Source organism: Enterobacter cloacae complex sp. 6730903 (assembly GCF_048283985.1).
GTDB classification, from domain to species: Bacteria; Pseudomonadota; Gammaproteobacteria; order Enterobacterales; family Enterobacteriaceae; genus Enterobacter; species Enterobacter hormaechei_C.
Genome location: NZ_JBLVXX010000215.1, coordinates 1 through 290 on the forward strand (window position 1 = coordinate 1; position 290 = coordinate 290).

Annotated in this window: 1 pseudogene; it reads left to right on the forward strand. The window is 35.9% G+C overall.

Annotated features, from left to right (window positions below):
- A pseudogene (locus tag ACNQ0W_RS25640) lies at window positions 1-290 on the forward strand (tyrosine--tRNA ligase); the annotation flags it as partial.

Genomic DNA, 290 nt, shown 5'->3' on the forward strand with positions numbered 1-290 from the left:
GTACGTTACAAAGCCGTTATGGCCAAGAATCACAAGTGTGTATCACTGTACCAATTCTAGAAGGTTTAGATGGCGTAAATAAAATGTCTAAATCTTTAGGTAACTATATTGGTGTTTTTGATGCGCCAGGTGCAATGTACCAAAAAGTATTATCAATGCCTGACTCTTTAATCGAACGTTATTTCGATTTATTAAGTTTTAAAACTCTAGATGAGATCAAAGCTTTATTAGATGAAATCGCGGCTGGTCGTAATCCACAAGAAGTAAAACGTATTCTTGCACTCGAGTTG